We start from the raw sequence: 13983 nt of genomic DNA on the forward strand, positions 1-13983 counted from the left end.
GAAGGAGAAAAGATGGAAGTGAAAAACTGTAATAGTTTGGAAGAAGTACGTGATGCTATTGATAAAATTGATGAAGAGATTGTAAAACTTATTGCCTTGCGAAGTAAGTATGTCAAGCAGGCTGCAAAATTTAAAGAGAGCGTAGAAGAGATTAAGAGTGATGAACGAATTAATGATGTGCTCAATCATGTGCGCCATCTTGCTGCGACTCTTGGAATTTCGCCAAATCTTGTAGCAGATATATTTAAAATTCTCATAGATAAAATGGTGGAGATGGAGATTGAGGAGTTTAAAAATGGAGGGGCCTACTGAGGCTTGTCAACTTCGATAAGAATCTCTACCCTATTGTTTCTACGCTTTAAAAGTGGATTATTCCATGTGTAAAGCGGTTTGGTGTCCCCATATCCAGTTATGAAAAAGCGTGATGGTTCGACACCCTTTTGCATAAGGTAGAAAGCAACCTGCTCTGCTCTTTTGATAGAGAGATCCCAACTATCTTTTATATCAGCCGGAATTGGATCATCAGTTAAAAATGCATGTCCTTGGACTTTGATTTTAAAGTTTTTATCTTTTTTTTGTAGCTCTTTAAGCACCTCTACCATAGCATCGAGAGCCTCTTTTGCTTTTGGTAGCAACGTATAGTTGTTTGGCTCGAAAAATACATCATTAAATAGTCTAATCATTGCATATTTCGTAGTGACACTCAATTGAAAAGCGTGTGTAGGAAGAAGCTTTTTAATGCGTTTTTTTATCTTTTTCACTACATCAGTCGTAAAGGGGACTATTGGTGGGACGACATTTATTTGCAGAGGCTTATATTTTGGTTCGCCCTGAAAATATGAAAGAAACTTTAAAGCTTTTGTAATATCTACTGTACTCATCGCATATAGCAGTATAAAAAATGTAAGAAGAAGGGACATAAGGTCGCCAAAGCTTACAAGCCATCCAGGTATACTGGGGCACTCTTCTTTTTTCTCTCTCGCCATTACCCTACTCCTGGAATATCTATTACAAACTCTACACGTCTATTTTTAGCTCTATTTTGTGGAGAATCATTGGGCGCTATAGGGTCATATTCTCCCCTTCCCTCTGCTGAGAGCAATCTTTTATCGTATCCGCATTTAATAAAAAGACGCAAGATATTGATTGCTCTATATGCAGAAAGTTCCCAATTGTTTTTGAATTTTTTCGAACGTATGGGAGTGTTGTCTGTATATCCTATGATATTGACATGAAACCCCGAAGATTGAAATCTTTTACAGAGTGAAAGAAAATGCGCCATTGCTTCCCTTGTAGGAAAAGCACTGCCAGGAAGAAATATATTATCGCTAAAAATGCGCAAAACTACTTTACTGCCATGATCAACCACTTCTGCTGCAATATTTGCATGTTGTAGTGCCTCTTTTATTGCATTGAGCTCTTTAAGGACTTTTTTTTCTTTTTGATTCTTGGGTACATATTTTTAAATTGCAGTTCGAGGTTGTTTTTGATGAGAGTCCTGGCATCCTGGGTCATTTTTCTTCCACCAAAAGCTTCAGTAAGTCCTCTTATAGATTGATAGAACTTTTCTAAAGAGACGGTACTCATTGAATAGAGAAGAATAAAGAATGTAAGAAGAAGGGACATAAGGTCGCCAAAGCTTACAAGCCATCCAGGTATACTGGCGCACTCCTCCTTCTTTTTCCTAGCCATTTTTTATCCTGTTACCTCTACTCCAAAAAGTGCAGAGAGCTGTTGTTGCAATGAGTTAGGATTTACACCTTTTTCGATGCTTTTTATAGTGATAATGTATGATTCTTTATAAAGAAGCAAAAGGTCTTTATAGTATTTGAGCTTTTTTGATACTGGTATACAAAGTACATTGGCTAGTACTGCACCATAGAGTGTTGTAATCATTGCAACAGCCATTCCAGGACCCAATGCTGCAGGATCTGATAAGTTTTGGAGCATCTGAATAAGTCCAATGAGGGTTCCAATCATTCCCAATGCTGGGAAGAGCTCACCTAGCGAATCCCAAACTTTCACTTCAGTATCAAGTTTTTGATCCTCTTGTGCGATGGCATTTTCAAAATTGCTCTCAATCTCTTCAATACTTTGACCATCGATCAGCATGCGCATGAGATTGCCAAGAATTTTATCTTTTTCATAGAAGCTGTCGATATCAGCTTCCAGCGCCAAGATGCCCTCTTTTCTTGCTTTTTTCGTAGCATCTACTAAAAAATCGATAAGTTCCAGGGGATCTGGCAGTGTAGGCTTAAAAACTTTACCTATTGCTTTAACACCAGTTATGAAGTCTTTGAGGGGAAATGCTGCTAAAGAAGCTGCAAACCCTCCCCCTATAACGATAAGAATAGATGGACCATTTATGAAAGCACCTGGGCTTCCCCCTAAAACTACAGAAATGATAATAAGTAGCCAAGCGCCGCCAATCCCTATGAGTGTACCTAAATCCATGGCTATCCTAATAAGAAGAGTTCTATGTTTGCAAAATTATCGGTAAAAGGGGTTATTTTTTGAGATCGTTGTAGAGTTTTGTAAGATGTTCCATCATTTTGTCATAACTATCGAAATATACCTCTTTTTTTGTGCCATTTTTATAAAGGAGAATGAGGGCAAAACTTATTAATGCCACATCCTCTTTATTTTGCTCATACCACTCTAAAGATATAGTAGTCTGTGTCTCACCATGTTTGACGAGTACACTAGGATAGATGTTTATGAGATCTTCATACATTTATCGGTTGGGCTCTTTTTCGATAATTTCTCTACAGATGATGCAATATTTAGCGTATGGTTTGATTTTAAGTCGCAGGGTCTTTATTGGCTCTCCACACATTTCACAAATTCCATAGTCTCCATTTTTAATCTTTTTGAGAGCATATTCTATCTCTTCAAGCTCTTTGAGCTGCTGGTCTTGTATTGCATATTCTATCATATTATCTGCACAAACAGAAGCATAGTCTCCATCATCATTAACTTCAACATTTTTGAGATCTTGAATTTCCATTTTTGAAGTATCGAGGTTTTTTAAAATCTGCTCTTTTCTTTCTAAAAGGAGTTTTTCAAAATATTTTATTTCCATGCTGCCTCAACCTTACTGAAATTTTTGGGAATTTTAGCATAAAAAGCTTTTGGAATTATTAATATTGATATAATTTTTTCTTAATTTCGCTATAATTTCGAAAAATTTAAAGGAGAGCAAATGAGTCTTAAAGAGCAGTTGCAAAATGATCTTAAAAAAGCAATGAAAGAGAAGGATACTTTCACACGAGATACAATACGCTTTCTTATGAGTGCAATTAAGCAAGTAGAGGTTGATACAAGAAAAGAGCTTAGTGATGCTGATATTATAAAAATCATTCAAAAAAGTGTCAAACAAAGAGAAGAAGCAGCCAATCAATATAAAGAGGGAGGCAGAGAGGATCTCTATGAAAAAGAGATGCAAGAAGCCGAGATTCTCAAGCGCTATTTACCAAAACAACTCAGTGATGAAGAGCTAGAAGAGGAGCTTAAAAAGATTATTGAAGAAGTTGGCGCATCTTCGCTCAAAGATATGGGAAAAGTTATGGGAGTTGCAACGAAAAAACTTGCTGGAGTGGCTGATGGCAAACGCATCAACCAAACCGTAAAAAAGCTATTAGGTTCTTAAGCTTTTCCTTTGATATCTTGTACTGCCAGGGCGATATCGTCTTGGCGCATGAAATGCTCACCAATTAAAAAGGCATCTACTCCAATTTCATGGAGATTTTTTACCTGCTCATGAGAGTGTATGCCACTTTCTGCTACAATGATTTTTCCTTTTGGTATTAAAGGAACAAGTTTTTCACTTAAGCTCAAATCTATTTCAAAAGTCTCAAGGTTTCTATGATTGATGCCAATAATATTGGCTCCTGCAAAAATTGCCTTTATAAGATCCTTTTTATCATGAATCTCAACCAATGCTTCCATTCCTAAATGCCAAGTATACTCTAAAAGCTCTTTGAGCTCTTTGCGGCTAAGAGCCTTTGCTATAAGCAGTACGAAGTCTGCACCATATACCAAAGCTTCTACAAGTTGGTATTTATCTATTATGAAATCTTTTCTTAAAAGTGGCATAGGCACATAGCGTCGTATCTGTGTAAGGTATTCAATATCACCTTTGAAAAAATGGGGTTCAGTAAGAACAGAAACTGCGTTTGCCCCACCCTTTTCATACTCTTTTGCGATAGCAACAGGATCAAAATCTTCTCTAATAATACCTTTACTTGGACTTGCCTTTTTTACTTCTGCAATTATTTTATATGGATCTTCATCACTGCTTCTTAAAACATCTTCAACAGGGCGTGGAACAAAGGGGTTGTATGCTAGACTTCTACCTAACCATTCCAAGGGATACTCTTTTTTTCTCTTTTCCAAATCCTCTTTTGTCTTTTTTATTATTTCATCAAGTATCAATGCTTTTCCTTTACACACTTTTTGATCTTTTCAAGATGTAATTTTATCTCATCATCTTTGAATTGCAAATCGTAATATACTTTCTTTATAAGTTTAAGAGCTTCTTTGCATTTGCCTATTTTATAGTATCCCCACGCAAGAGAATCAAGATAGTAGGGAGAGAGAGGATCTGCTTGTAAAGCCTCTTTAACAAGTGCAATCCCCCTTTTGATATTAAGTTCATGATCAATATAGAGATACCCTAGATAATTTAAAAAGATAGGATCGCGGTTTTTTTTGATAGCTTTTTCTAATTTTTGTGCTACATCTTCGAGGAGTTTGCGATCTTTTTTTGGATGTGCTTCATATTCGAAAATAGCTGCTTGAGCAAGATATTTTGGATCTTTTGTTTGATTATAGAACTGCATAGCAAGTTCATAAGCTTTTTTAAATTTTTTTGTTGTTTTATACAAAGAAAAGAGTAGCTCAGTATCATTTATTTTTTTTGCCCACTCTATTGCTTTGCTGAACTCTTTATTGTAGATATAGAGTTCTGCAATTTTTTTTGCGTAGGCAATATCGTTATATTTTTGATAGAGTCTTTTATATACTGATATGAGTCCATCAATATTATTATTGAGACTGTAAAAAGATATGAGCGTTCCACACACCTCTTTGCTGCAACCATAGAGCCTTGTATGTGTTTCTAAATAGGCTATCGCCTCTGTTTTTTTGTCGAGATAAAAAAAGAGTATATATGCGATGGTGTTGATTGTTTTTGGTGATGGGTCGAGTGCATACGCACCCTTGTAGTATTTAAGAGCGGCTTCATACTCCTTCTTTGCTAAGAGAATTGAGCCTAAAAAAGTTAAGTTTTGAGAAGTTTTTTTGATTGATATCGCTTTTTTTATATAATCGATTGCTCTATCATAATCAGAAGTTGCAAAATATATTGCTGCAAGTTGCTCGTAAAAGATTCTATTTTTTGGGAACTCTTTGAGAGCTTGTTTGGCGGTGGCAATTGCTTTTTCATAGTTTTTTGCACGGTAATAGTTATTAATTATTTTTTGTAAAAGAATAGGATCGTGTGTAATTTTGTATGCTTTTTCATATATTGCATTTGCATTAATATACAGTCCTTGAGACTCCAAAAGCAGAGCCTCAACTAACAAACTATCAATTTGATGATTGGGTATTGTACTTTGCTGTTTCAAAGCACATCCACTTACAATCATTATCAAGAGTAGTGCAACAATATACCTTTGCATTCTTGGCATACCTCACTTATATTTTTTTTATCTTTGTATCTCTCCCAAAAAGGATAGTCTCTACACTGTTTTGGACGTACAGGATAGATGCTACATCCTCTTCCCTCTTCAAAAAAGATGCAAAAATGCTCCCCTTTTGATTTTATCTCTTTGATAGAGTATCTATATCCCTCTTTTTTGAGATAATTGGATATAAAATCTTGAGTAGATAGTTGTAAAAATTGCGCTATTGCTTCAATCTCTTGTTTGCTCACCCATATATATCCACTCTCACCTCTACAGCATGCTCCATTACAGGAAGCACACGCATTAGGATCAAATGCAAATGAAAATCCCTCTTTTTTTATTACAAGCTGCATTTTATACTATGTACTCCTACTTTTTTAAATATCTCATGCGTATGTTTGGCATACTCACCTTTTTCGTTAAATACTACCAGAGGTGGGAAGATTTTACATAAACTCTTCGAACTTTTTTTGGCATAAATCATAACAAGTGATGCTGGTTTTGTCGCATGTGGATGGACAAATTTCATAGCTTCTATTTGAAATTTATATAGTGAAAGTTTACTCATTAGCTCTTGGACCTGTTTGGCATCATAGCAAAAAATAAGTCCTCCTTTTGGTTTGAGTATGCTGTTTGCTTTTTGCAAAAATTTTTCAAAAGGTAAGTGTCCAGAATACCTTGCAAAGTCTATCATCTTATTATGGCTTCGTAATACATTATGATGGTAAAATGGTGGATTGCTTATCAAAAAGTCAAATTTTTTTTCAAAGACCATATGCAAAAAATTTCCAAAATAGATAGTTATATCCTTTTTATTTGCTTGTGCGTTTATTTTGGCATATTTGACAAACTCCTCTTGAATCTCTATGGCATTCACTTTCGCATCATAATCTCTTGCTACCAAAAGTGCCAAAATCCCGGATCCTGTTCCAATATCGAGCACCTCTCCAGATATTTTAAAATTTGTAATAAAATCGTATAAAAAAATAGTATCACTATTGTAGCAATATCCGTGAGGGGGTTGATATATAATCATTCAACTCCTTTATTTGCTATAATTTTATCTAAAAAAGGGATACTGTGATAATTATTCCAGCACGTATTGCATCTACAAGGTTTCCTCGCAAAGTTTTGTATGAGATAGATGGCTTACCTATGGTGATACGTACCGCATTGCAAGCTAAAGAGGTTGATGATGTAGTAATAGCAACAGATTCACAAGAGGTTATAGCAGTTGCAAAAAATCACGGTTTTGATGCTGTTTTGACAAGTGCAACACATGCAAGTGGAACCGATAGAATTAATGAGGCAGCTACAATTTTAGGCGTGGATCAAACTGAAATTATTCTCAATGTACAAGCAGATGAGCCCTTTATAGAGCCAGAAGTTATTAAGACACTACAAGAATTGACGCAAAAACATCGTGACTTTGAAAATGTTATGATGTGTACACTCTATAAGAGTGAGCCTTATCAAGCAAAAGATGATCCAAATAGAGTCAAAGTTGTAGTCGATGGGGCTGGATATGCACTCTATTTTTCCCGCTCTCAAATACCGTATCCGCGCTCCTCTTTAAAAAATATCAAAATCCATCTTGGTCTTTATGGCTATACAAAAAAGATGCTTGAGCGTTTTTGTGCATTACAGCAAGCCCCATTAGAAGAGATTGAAAAACTCGAGCAGTTACGGGCACTCTATCATGGCTATAAAATAGCTATCAAAGAGGTCAAGTCACAAAGTATTGGAATTGATACACCTGAAGATCTTCAAAAACTCTAAATCCTCTTTTTCTTCTTTTCTATGAGATCCTGTGCTAACGCAGCGATCTCTTTTTTTGTAAGTTTTTGCTGTTTGGATTTATGCTTTTTATTTTCATCACTTTTTTGCATTTTTTCTGACTTTTTTAAGCTCTTTTTTGTATTCATAATAAGATAAAGCAGTGCCCCAAAAAAGAGACTCCACTTTCCAAAAAGAATATAGGGCATATACTCTATTTTCTTTGCCATCTGGAGATATTGGACTATATCACGATATATAAACTCTATGAGAATTAAAAGTAACAAAATAACAACAGTTTTGAATAAAAGGGATCTATAGCGGTAAACATATGTCCAAATGATTGCAGATTTAAGCTGTCTAAACATAACTTATTCCTAAAAAAGACTCAGTCCCAATGCTGCAAGGAGTGCTATGAGTCCTTTTGATTTAAGCTCATCATAGAGTTTAAGCCTCTCATCTTGGTAGATAATATCTAGTTCTTGGGGTGTAAACTCTTCTTTTTTGAGGTGATGCTGCGCTAAGCGTGCTTGCACACGAAGCTCCACCCTCTTTTCAATTGCTTTTTTGATCTTTTCTCTAAGCTTGTTTGTTAAAGCGAATTTATCCAGAAATTTCATACCATCTTCTCTTTTTTATTAGTAATTTTTTGCAAATAGTCACTGATATTGATGAGACTGAAGGTAACAAGAAATATCATGAGGCCTGGGAAAAAACTAACCCACCAGGCAATATCTATGACCTCTTTGCCTTCACTGAGAATCGAACCCCAGCTCATCTGTGGTGGTAATACACCAAGTCCCAAAAAGCTGAGCCCCGATTCTGCTAGTATCGCTCCCCCTACTCCAAACGTAAATCCAATAAAAAATATTGGTGCGATGAGAGGCGTAAAGTATTTTAATATTATTTTATATGAAGGAGTATGTGCAATTTGTAAAATTTTAATAAACGGCTTTTTTGCAATAGCAAAACTCTCACTGCGAATCATCCTTGCATTGCCCATCCACCCAGTTATTGAAATAACTATAATGAGTACCAATGAAGAAGCAGGAATATAACTCACCAACGCTAAGAGCAAGAAAAATGTAGGAAAAGTCAAGAAGAGATCTACTACTATCACAAAAAATTTATCCACAACTCCGCGAAAAAAGCCTGCGCTCACACCAGCAATAAGCCCAATCAAAGAAGCTATTACTGCACTGCCTACTCCAATGATAATAGAGTTTTTCCCCCCTTCAATAATGCGAGCAAGAAGATCTCTGCCAAGTCTATCCGTTCCTAAAGGGTGTTCTAGTGATGGCGGCAATAAAATTGCACCTGGATTTAATTGGTAAGGTGACACTGTATATATGAACTGACCAAAAAAAGTAACGAGCAAAACAATACTCAGTACAATAATACTTAAAAGTGGCTTTTTCATTGAAAAAAACTTAGTGTGCTCTTACCATATTTGCGTTTTTTCACAAGTTGATAGTTTCCAAGTTGCTCATCAAAATCGTGACTGCTCATATGCTCAATAATAATTGCTTCAACAGCTTCTTTTGGAATTTTTTTAATAAGTTCACTCACCTGCTCATAAATATCTTCATACCCTTCTCTAATGCTAAAGGGAGGATCGAAGTAAAAGTAAGCTTTCTCTTTTTTTCGTCTGAGATCTTCTATTACATCCCAAATCGCTTCAAAGGCATCACCAAATCGCAGTTTACAAGATTTTTCATCAATAGAAGCGATATTTTTTTTCAACACATTGTAAGAGTTGCGATTTTTTTCTATAAAAAAGACCTCTTTTGCTCCACGGCTCAGTGCTTCAAGCCCAACACTCCCACTCCCGCCAAAAACTTCTACAAAGTTTTTGTCAACTATATCAAATTGTAAAATATTAAAAAGCGCTTCTCTTAACATATTTTTTGAACTTCTCGTAACACTCTTTTGTGGCAAAAGTATCTTTTTGCCCTTATATTTTCCACCAATTACACGCGTACTTAGCTCTTTTTTCATGCTGCCCCTTTAGGAAATTTTAACATAAACAAATTTTGGATAGAATTATAAAAAATTTTTTAAAAGGAACTAGATGGGCAAAAAGGTCAATAAGGTAGTTTTGGCTTATAGTGGTGGTTTGGATACATCAGTAATACTTAAATGGCTCCAAGAAACTTACCAGTGCGAAGTGGTAACTTTTACTGCTGATATTGGTCAAGGTGAAGAGGTAGAGCCTGCGCGACAAAAAGCACTACAACTTGGAATAAAGCCTGAAAATATCTTCATAGAAGATCTCAAAGAGGAGTTTGTACGTGACTATGTATTCCCTATGTTTCGCGCAAATGCCATTTATGAAGGGGAATATCTCCTTGGAACATCTATTGCAAGACCACTCATTGCAAAGCGACAGATTGAAATAGCCCAAAAAGTGGGAGCAGACGGTGTTGCGCATGGTGCGACTGGTAAAGGAAATGACCAGGTACGTTTTGAAATCGCTTATCTTGCACTCAATCCAGATATTACAGTAATCGCACCATGGAGAGAATGGGAACTCAACTCTCGTGAAAAACTTCTCAAATTTGCTGAGAGTCATGGAATTCCTATAGAAAAGCACGGCAAAAAAAGCCCCTACTCTATGGATGCTAATCTTCTCCATATCTCCTATGAAGGGGGAATACTTGAAGATCCTTGGAATGAGCCAGAAGAGGATATGTGGCGCTGGACAAATTCAATCGAAGAAGCACCAAATGAACCAGAGTATATAACGATCGATTTTGAAAAAGGTGATCCAGTAGCTATCAATGGCGAGCCACTCTCACCTGCAAAGCTTCTTGAAGCTCTCAATGAGTATGGTAAACGTCATGGTATAGGAAGAATCGATATTGTAGAAAACCGCTTTGTCGGGATGAAATCACGAGGCTGTTATGAAACTCCAGGTGGTACCATACTACTCAAGGCTCATAGAGCAATTGAAAGCATTACACTTGATCGCGAAGAGGCTCATGAAAAAGATAAACTGATGCCAAAATATGCTGAGCTTATCTACAATGGCTTTTGGTTTAGCCCAGAGCGGGAAATGATGCAAGCTGCAATCGATAAGACGCAAGAAAATGTCAATGGTACAGTACGCTTGAAGCTTTTTAAAGGAAATGTATTTGTCGTGGGGCGCAAATCACCAAATTCACTCTTTGCACCAGAATTTAGTACTTTTGAAGAGGATCAAGTTTACAATCAAAAAGATGCAGAAGGTTTTATTAAACTCAATGCGCTACGATTTATTATTGAAGGTCATGTAAGGAGAAAAAAATGAAAGTATTATTGATAAAAGATGTAAAAGATCTTGGAAAAGCGGGAGAAGTCAAAGAGGTAAAAGATGGATATGGAAAAAACTTTCTCATAGCACGCGGTTTTGCCAAGTTAGCTACTCCAGAAGTTATTGAAGCATGGGAAAAAGAACAAGCTAAAAAAGCTGAGGAAGAAGCAAAAGAGATCGAAAAACTAAAAAAGCTCCAAGAAAAAATTGAATCTATTAAGCTTACTATCAAACATAAAGCTGGAGCAAATGGAGCCCTTTTTGGAGCAATTACCAATAAGGAGGTAGCTGAAGAACTTAAAAAACAAGGTATTGAAATAGATAAAAAGCATATCGATATTCATCCACCTATTAAGCAGGCTGGTGAATATAATATTGATGTGAAGCTTGGACACGGTATTCATGCAACACTTGATTTGGTAGTAGAGGCTGAGTAATGTTCGAAGCTACAACGATACTTGGGTATAAAGGTGATGGAATCGCTGTTATTGGCGGAGATGGCCAAGTCACTTTTGGCAATACTGTCTTGAAAGGTAATGCTACCAAGATTAGAACACTCTATAATGGCAAAGTACTTGCCGGATTTGCAGGAAGTACAGCAGATGCATTTAATCTCTTTGATATGTTTGAAAATATTTTAGAGAATAAAAAAGGGGATCTTTTAAAAAGTGTTATCGAATTTAGTAAAGAGTGGAGAAAAGATAGATATCTACGGCGTCTTGAAGCAATGATGATAGTGCTTAATACAAAAAATATTTTTATTCTTAGTGGAACAGGCGACGTAGTTGAGCCAGAAGATGGCAAAATAGCAGCAATTGGAAGCGGCGGTAATTTTGCTCTTTCAGCTGCAAGAGCACTTGACAAGCACGCCTCTTTGGATGCAAAGAGTTTGGTAGAGGAGTCCTTAAAAATTGCAGGGGAACTGTGCATCTATACAAATACAAATATTAAACTACTCACGTTGGAGGATTGATGGATCTTACACCAAAAGAGATTGTGAAGTATCTCGATGAATATATAATTGGACAAAAAGATGCAAAAAAAGTTATAGCAATCGCACTGCGCAATCGTTATAGACGTATGAAACTCCCTAAAGATTTGCAAGATGAGATTACTCCTAAAAATATTCTCATGATAGGAAGCACAGGGGTTGGAAAAACAGAGATTGCTAGACGTCTTGCCAAGACTTTGGATCTTCCTTTTGTAAAAGTAGAAGCGAGTAAATATACGGAAGTGGGATTTGTAGGTCGCGATGTAGAATCGATGGTGCGAGATCTGGTAGCAAATGCAATTGTTCTTGTTAAAGAGATCCACAAAGAGAAAAACAGAGAAGCAATTGAAGAGTATGTAATAAAGAAAATATTAGAAAAGCTTTTGCCTCCTCTTCCAAAAATGGCTAGTGAAGAGAAAAAGAGCGAGTATCAAAAAACTTATGAGAAGATGCGAGAGCGTCTCATTAATGGAGAACTTGATAATCTTAAAATTGAAATAGAGATACCAAAAAGCTCTATCTCTTTGGATGATTCAAATCTTCCGCCAGAAATTGCAAAAGCACAGGAGTCTATTGCGAAGATTTTTACTATTGGCGTAAATAAAGAACAGATAAAAAAAGAGGTGAGCGTAAAAGAGGCAAAAGAGCTATTGAAAAATGAAGCGAGCGAAAAACTGCTCGATATGGAGCAGATAAAACTTGAAGCTTTGCAAAAAGCGCAAGAAGAGGGAATTATTTTTATCGATGAAATCGATAAAATTGCAGTAAGTAGCAAGACAAGTGGAAGACAAGATCCTTCTAAAGAGGGTGTGCAGCGCGATCTTTTACCAATAGTAGAAGGAAGTACAGTTAATACTAAATGGGGACCAGTAAAAACAGATCATATACTTTTCATCGCAGCTGGAGCTTTTCATCTCAGTAAACCAAGTGATCTTATTCCTGAACTCCAGGGACGTTTTCCTCTGCGCGTAGAGCTTAATTCTTTAGATGAAGAGATTCTCTATAAGATCCTCACACAAACTAAAAATTCATTAATCAAGCAGTATCAAGCACTCTTTGAGGTGGAAGGTGTGGAGCTGGAATTTAAAGATGAGGCACTTCGAGCTATTGCAAAGTATGCCTATACGGCCAATCAAAAACTAGAAGACATAGGAGCAAGACGCCTCCATACTGTTGTAGAAAATCTTCTTGAAGATCTTAGTTTTGAGGCTGATGAGCATAAAGGTGAAAAAATTACTATTGATAAAGAATTTGTTGATGAGAAACTAGGTGAAATTGTAGAAAATGAAGATCTGGCTAAATATATACTTTAAGGTCAATAATGAATAATACAAAATCTGGATATGTAGCTTTGGTTGGAAGACCAAATGCTGGAAAAAGCACCCTCCTTAACTGGCTCCTTGGCGAAAAAATCGCCATGGTTAGCCATAAAGCACAAGCTACAAGAAAACGGCTCTATGCAATTGTGATGCATAAAGATGCGCAAATTATTTTTATCGATACACCGGGACTCCATGAAAAAGAGAGACTTCTCAATAAATTTATGCTTGAAGAGGCCCTCAAAGCAATAGGCGATTGTGATTTGATTCTTTTTTTAGCTCCTGCTACCGATGATATTAAATACTATGAAAGATTTTTAGAGCTCTCAAAAGGTAAACCCCATATCTTAGTACTTACAAAAATTGATATGGTGAATAATGCAAAACTGTTGGCCAAAATAGCTGAATATCAAAAATATCAAGATCGTTTTTTAGAACTTGTTCCTGTATCAGTGAAAAAAAATATAGGAAAAGAAGAGCTTCTTGATGCAATAGTAAAATATCTTCCCCACCATCCCTATTATTATTATGATCCAGAACTTTTGACCACAGAAAATATTCGAGATATCTACAAAGAGCTCATACGAGAAGCTATTTTTGAAAATATAAGCGATGAAATACCGTATGAGAGTGATGTTGTTATTGAAAAAATTGAAGAGACGCCTACTCTTGACAGAGTCTATGCAATGATTATTGTTGAAAAACCCTCCCAAAAAGGAATTGTTATAGGTAAAAAAGGTGAAGCAATCAAAAGGATTGGAAGAGATGCTAGAAAACTCCTTGAGCAGTTTAGTCAAAAAAAGATTTTTCTTAATCTCATAGTTGTTGTAAAAAAAGGTTGGACAAAGAACAAAAAAGAGCTTGAAAAAATTGGTTATATCTTCTAAGAACCCCCGTAATTAGCCTATATTAAAGTAA

The 13983-nt window shown here is 36.1% G+C and carries 22 protein-coding genes; 8 read left to right on the forward strand and 14 right to left on the reverse strand.

All coding sequences use genetic code 11. The features are described 5' to 3' along the window. Positions 1 to 12: 12 nt before the first annotated feature. The gene (locus NITER_RS03385) at positions 13 to 312 is read left to right on the forward strand and encodes a chorismate mutase (RefSeq protein WP_084275871.1); all 300 of its coding nucleotides are present in this window, start codon (positions 13 to 15) and stop codon (positions 310 to 312) included. Here NITER_RS03385 and NITER_RS03390 read toward each other — a convergent pair. The 6 genes from NITER_RS03390 to dksA form a co-directional block, all read right to left on the reverse strand. Next, positions 306 to 986, reverse strand: a complete 681-nt coding sequence (locus tag NITER_RS03390) for an OmpA/MotB family protein (protein WP_084275870.1) — start codon at positions 984 to 986, stop codon at positions 306 to 308. The two genes, NITER_RS03385 and NITER_RS03390, sit on opposite strands and share 7 nt — an antisense overlap. Continuing rightward, positions 986 to 1282, reverse strand: a complete 297-nt coding sequence (locus NITER_RS03395; RefSeq protein WP_197685321.1) for an OmpA/MotB family protein — start codon at positions 1280 to 1282, stop codon at positions 986 to 988. The genes NITER_RS03390 and NITER_RS03395 overlap by 1 nt, the downstream gene beginning before the upstream one ends. A 122-nt stretch (positions 1283 to 1404) precedes the next feature. Beyond that, positions 1405 to 1692, reverse strand: a complete 288-nt coding sequence (locus NITER_RS03400) for a flagellar motor protein MotB (protein ID WP_197685320.1) — start codon at positions 1690 to 1692, stop codon at positions 1405 to 1407. 3 nt (positions 1693 to 1695) lie between these two features. After that, positions 1696 to 2454 (reverse strand): motility protein A, encoded by a 759-nt coding sequence (locus NITER_RS03405; RefSeq protein ID WP_084275869.1) that lies wholly within the window; start codon positions 2452 to 2454, stop codon positions 1696 to 1698. Between the two features lie 52 nt (positions 2455 to 2506). Then, on the reverse strand, positions 2507 to 2734 hold the full coding sequence (locus NITER_RS03410; protein WP_084275868.1) for a hypothetical protein: 228 nt from the start codon (positions 2732 to 2734) through the stop codon (positions 2507 to 2509). Then, positions 2735 to 3082 (reverse strand): RNA polymerase-binding protein DksA, encoded by a 348-nt coding sequence (dksA, locus tag NITER_RS03415; RefSeq protein ID WP_084275867.1) that lies wholly within the window; start codon positions 3080 to 3082, stop codon positions 2735 to 2737. It lies immediately after the preceding gene. A 120-nt stretch (positions 3083 to 3202) separates the two neighbouring features. Between dksA and NITER_RS03420 the strand changes: the two genes are divergently transcribed. Next, the gene (locus NITER_RS03420) at positions 3203 to 3649 is read left to right on the forward strand and encodes a GatB/YqeY domain-containing protein (protein WP_084275866.1); all 447 of its coding nucleotides are present in this window, start codon (positions 3203 to 3205) and stop codon (positions 3647 to 3649) included. Here the strand turns inward: NITER_RS03420 and trpC are convergent. The 4 genes from trpC to NITER_RS03440 are packed head-to-tail and all read right to left on the reverse strand — an operon-like array spanning position 3646 to position 6723. After that, positions 3646 to 4434, reverse strand: coding sequence for an indole-3-glycerol phosphate synthase TrpC (trpC, locus tag NITER_RS03425; RefSeq protein ID WP_084275865.1), 789 nt, complete (start codon positions 4432 to 4434; stop codon positions 3646 to 3648). The genes NITER_RS03420 and trpC overlap by 4 nt on opposite strands. Next, the gene (locus NITER_RS03430) at positions 4431 to 5681 is read right to left on the reverse strand and encodes a tetratricopeptide repeat protein (RefSeq protein ID WP_159445323.1); all 1251 of its coding nucleotides are present in this window, start codon (positions 5679 to 5681) and stop codon (positions 4431 to 4433) included. The genes trpC and NITER_RS03430 overlap by 4 nt, the downstream gene beginning before the upstream one ends. Next, positions 5651 to 6040, reverse strand: a complete 390-nt coding sequence (locus NITER_RS03435) for a YkgJ family cysteine cluster protein (protein ID WP_084275863.1) — start codon at positions 6038 to 6040, stop codon at positions 5651 to 5653. Before NITER_RS03435 ends, NITER_RS03430 begins: the two co-directional genes overlap by 31 nt. Then, positions 6028 to 6723 (reverse strand): tRNA1(Val) (adenine(37)-N6)-methyltransferase, encoded by a 696-nt coding sequence (locus NITER_RS03440; RefSeq protein ID WP_084275862.1) that lies wholly within the window; start codon positions 6721 to 6723, stop codon positions 6028 to 6030. Before NITER_RS03440 ends, NITER_RS03435 begins: the two co-directional genes overlap by 13 nt. 44 nt (positions 6724 to 6767) lie before the next feature. Here NITER_RS03440 and kdsB point away from each other — a divergent pair, with 44 nt between their 5' ends. Then, a complete protein-coding gene (gene kdsB, locus NITER_RS03445; protein WP_084275861.1) occupies positions 6768 to 7466 on the forward strand; it encodes a 3-deoxy-manno-octulosonate cytidylyltransferase in 699 nt (232 codons plus the stop codon). On the opposite strand, the gene NITER_RS03450 is transcribed toward kdsB, so the two are convergent. The 4 genes from NITER_RS03450 to rsmD are packed head-to-tail and all read right to left on the reverse strand — an operon-like array spanning position 7463 to position 9461. Continuing rightward, positions 7463 to 7831: a hypothetical protein gene (locus tag NITER_RS03450; RefSeq protein ID WP_084275860.1), complete on the reverse strand. Its 369-nt coding sequence runs from the start codon at positions 7829 to 7831 to the stop codon at positions 7463 to 7465. The two genes, kdsB and NITER_RS03450, sit on opposite strands and share 4 nt — an antisense overlap. A gap of 9 nt (positions 7832 to 7840) precedes the next feature. Next, entirely contained in the window at positions 7841 to 8083 is a 243-nt protein-coding gene (locus tag NITER_RS03455; RefSeq protein WP_084275859.1) for a hypothetical protein, read from the reverse strand. Then, a complete protein-coding gene (locus NITER_RS03460; protein WP_084275858.1) occupies positions 8080 to 8883 on the reverse strand; it encodes an ABC transporter permease in 804 nt (267 codons plus the stop codon). The genes NITER_RS03455 and NITER_RS03460 overlap by 4 nt, the downstream gene beginning before the upstream one ends. Next, positions 8880 to 9461, reverse strand: a complete 582-nt coding sequence (gene rsmD / locus NITER_RS03465; protein WP_084275857.1) for a 16S rRNA (guanine(966)-N(2))-methyltransferase RsmD — start codon at positions 9459 to 9461, stop codon at positions 8880 to 8882. Before rsmD ends, NITER_RS03460 begins: the two co-directional genes overlap by 4 nt. 73 nt (positions 9462 to 9534) lie before the next feature. On the opposite strand from rsmD, the gene NITER_RS03470 reads away from it, so the two are divergent. The 5 genes from NITER_RS03470 to era are packed head-to-tail and all read left to right on the forward strand — an operon-like array spanning position 9535 to position 13952. Further along, positions 9535 to 10752, forward strand: a complete 1218-nt coding sequence (locus NITER_RS03470; protein ID WP_084275856.1) for an argininosuccinate synthase — start codon at positions 9535 to 9537, stop codon at positions 10750 to 10752. After that, positions 10749 to 11192 (forward strand): 50S ribosomal protein L9, encoded by a 444-nt coding sequence (gene rplI, locus NITER_RS03475; RefSeq protein WP_084275855.1) that lies wholly within the window; start codon positions 10749 to 10751, stop codon positions 11190 to 11192. Before NITER_RS03470 ends, rplI begins: the two co-directional genes overlap by 4 nt. Further along, entirely contained in the window at positions 11192 to 11728 is a 537-nt protein-coding gene (hslV, locus tag NITER_RS03480; RefSeq protein WP_084275854.1) for an ATP-dependent protease subunit HslV, read from the forward strand. The genes rplI and hslV overlap by 1 nt, the downstream gene beginning before the upstream one ends. Next, positions 11728 to 13059, forward strand: coding sequence for an ATP-dependent protease ATPase subunit HslU (gene hslU / locus NITER_RS03485; protein WP_084275853.1), 1332 nt, complete (start codon positions 11728 to 11730; stop codon positions 13057 to 13059). The genes hslV and hslU overlap by 1 nt, the downstream gene beginning before the upstream one ends. 8 nt (positions 13060 to 13067) lie before the next feature. Further along, on the forward strand, positions 13068 to 13952 hold the full coding sequence (era, locus tag NITER_RS03490; protein WP_084275852.1) for a GTPase Era: 885 nt from the start codon (positions 13068 to 13070) through the stop codon (positions 13950 to 13952). Positions 13953 to 13983 lie beyond the last annotated feature (31 nt).

The organism is Nitratiruptor tergarcus DSM 16512 (genome assembly GCF_027946175.1).
GTDB lineage: Bacteria > Campylobacterota > Campylobacteria > Campylobacterales > Nitratiruptoraceae > Nitratiruptor > Nitratiruptor tergarcus.

Bases quoted from the DNA above. Each gene is read 5' to 3' on its own strand.
- NITER_RS03390 (WP_084275870.1), bottom strand. From the start codon at position 986: ATGGCGAGAGAGAAAAAAGAAGAGTGCCCCAGTATACCTGGATGGCTT.
- hslV (WP_084275854.1), top strand. From the start codon at position 11,192: ATGTTCGAAGCTACAACGATACTTGGGTATAAAGGTGATGGAATCGCT.
- NITER_RS03440 (WP_084275862.1), bottom strand. From the start codon at position 6,723: ATGATTATATATCAACCCCCTCACGGATATTGCTACAATAGTGATACT.
- NITER_RS03435 (WP_084275863.1), bottom strand. From the start codon at position 6,040: ATGCAGCTTGTAATAAAAAAAGAGGGATTTTCATTTGCATTTGATCCT.
- NITER_RS03405 (WP_084275869.1), bottom strand. From the start codon at position 2,454: ATGGATTTAGGTACACTCATAGGGATTGGCGGCGCTTGGCTACTTATT.
- NITER_RS03470 (WP_084275856.1), top strand. From the start codon at position 9,535: ATGGGCAAAAAGGTCAATAAGGTAGTTTTGGCTTATAGTGGTGGTTTG.
- NITER_RS03420 (WP_084275866.1), top strand. From the start codon at position 3,203: ATGAGTCTTAAAGAGCAGTTGCAAAATGATCTTAAAAAAGCAATGAAA.
- rsmD (WP_084275857.1), bottom strand. From the start codon at position 9,461: ATGAAAAAAGAGCTAAGTACGCGTGTAATTGGTGGAAAATATAAGGGC.
- dksA (WP_084275867.1), bottom strand. From the start codon at position 3,082: ATGGAAATAAAATATTTTGAAAAACTCCTTTTAGAAAGAAAAGAGCAG.
- NITER_RS03385 (WP_084275871.1), top strand. From the start codon at position 13: ATGGAAGTGAAAAACTGTAATAGTTTGGAAGAAGTACGTGATGCTATT.
- rplI (WP_084275855.1), top strand. From the start codon at position 10,749: ATGAAAGTATTATTGATAAAAGATGTAAAAGATCTTGGAAAAGCGGGA.
- NITER_RS03450 (WP_084275860.1), bottom strand. From the start codon at position 7,831: ATGTTTAGACAGCTTAAATCTGCAATCATTTGGACATATGTTTACCGC.
- NITER_RS03400 (WP_197685320.1), bottom strand. From the start codon at position 1,692: ATGGCTAGGAAAAAGAAGGAGGAGTGCGCCAGTATACCTGGATGGCTT.
- hslU (WP_084275853.1), top strand. From the start codon at position 11,728: ATGGATCTTACACCAAAAGAGATTGTGAAGTATCTCGATGAATATATA.
- NITER_RS03460 (WP_084275858.1), bottom strand. From the start codon at position 8,883: ATGAAAAAGCCACTTTTAAGTATTATTGTACTGAGTATTGTTTTGCTC.
- era (WP_084275852.1), top strand. From the start codon at position 13,068: ATGAATAATACAAAATCTGGATATGTAGCTTTGGTTGGAAGACCAAAT.
- NITER_RS03410 (WP_084275868.1), bottom strand. From the start codon at position 2,734: ATGTATGAAGATCTCATAAACATCTATCCTAGTGTACTCGTCAAACAT.
- NITER_RS03395 (WP_197685321.1), bottom strand. From the start codon at position 1,282: ATGGCGCATTTTCTTTCACTCTGTAAAAGATTTCAATCTTCGGGGTTT.
- NITER_RS03455 (WP_084275859.1), bottom strand. From the start codon at position 8,083: ATGAAATTTCTGGATAAATTCGCTTTAACAAACAAGCTTAGAGAAAAG.
- NITER_RS03430 (WP_159445323.1), bottom strand. From the start codon at position 5,681: ATGCAAAGGTATATTGTTGCACTACTCTTGATAATGATTGTAAGTGGA.